Source organism: Buttiauxella sp. S19-1 (assembly GCF_022134725.1).
Lineage (GTDB): Bacteria > Pseudomonadota > Gammaproteobacteria > Enterobacterales > Enterobacteriaceae > Buttiauxella > Buttiauxella ferragutiae.
The window spans coordinates 1-953 of sequence record NZ_JAHWLU010000259.1 but is presented as its reverse complement, the minus strand read 5'-3'; the positions used below and the strand labels follow the sequence as shown (position 1 = coordinate 953).

The following is a 953-nucleotide window of genomic DNA, read 5'->3' as shown; positions in this document are numbered from 1 at the left end:
ACCACAGTGAATACGTTACAACTTTCCATCGTTCATCGCTTACCACACCGTTATCGTTGGTTGGCGGGTTTTGCAGGTTCCCGAGTTGAACCGATTCCGCAAAGCGGGCAGAGCGCTGAAAATTGCCTGATTGGTCTCAAATTGTTGAGCGACAACAGCGATTCTGCATGGCCAACAATGCATAAATTAAGCCTCGCATTGCGAGATATCGAAGTAGATTCTTCGGTCGTGGAATGTGAAGGTGAGCCGTGCTTATTTGTGAATCGTCAGGATGAGCTTGCAGCAACTTGCCGACTGAAAAATTTTGGTGTTGCTATTGCTGAGTCTTTCTCCAGCGCGAATCCTTTTTGACTCTAAAATCTGCGAGTCAGGCAAGTGCAAGTAACTGGCGTGTGTATTCCGCCTGGGGTGCAGCAAAAATTTGCTGGCAGGCTCCTTGCTCGACCACCTCTCCCTGTCGCAATACCACAACCTGATGACATAACGATTTCACCACGCGCAAATCATGGCTGATAAAAATGTAGGCCAACTGATGCTTCTCTTGTAACGACTTCAGCAGTGCCAGAATTTGCGCTTGTACCGAACGATCCAGAGATGATGTCGGTTCATCAAGAATCATCAATTCCGGTTGTAAAATGAGCGCTCTGGCAATCGCAATCCGCTGTCTTTGTCCGCCAGAAAACTCTGCTGGATAGCGATGCATCGTTTGTGGATCTAACCCCACTTCCTGCATGGCAACGCTAACTTTCTGCTCACGTTCGGCTGCACTTAACGCAGGCTGATGGACGCGCAAACCCTCTTCAATGATCTGCAAAACATCGAGCCGTGGATTAAGCGACGAATTTGGGTCCTGAAAGACGACCTGGATGCGGTTACGCAGTGGTAGCAGCTTTTTGCGATTGAGAGAGTGCAGCGGCTTTCCGTCAAACCAGATCTCTCCGCTGGAGTGAATC

The 953-nt window shown here is 49.1% G+C and carries 2 protein-coding genes; one reads left to right on the top strand and one right to left on the bottom strand.

Annotation, left to right across the window (positions count from 1 at the left end):
* The first annotated feature begins 6 nt into the window (after window positions 1-6).
* Complete coding sequence (locus tag MES37_RS24455; protein ID WP_064544949.1) at window positions 7-351, top strand: YejG family protein; 345 nt, start codon at window positions 7-9, stop codon at window positions 349-351.
* A gap of 16 nt (window positions 352-367) precedes the next feature.
* On the opposite strand, the gene MES37_RS24450 is transcribed toward MES37_RS24455, so the two are convergent.
* Window positions 368-953 (bottom strand): ATP-binding cassette domain-containing protein (locus tag MES37_RS24450; protein WP_237932833.1); only part of this gene is annotated, 586 nt, incomplete at its 5' end.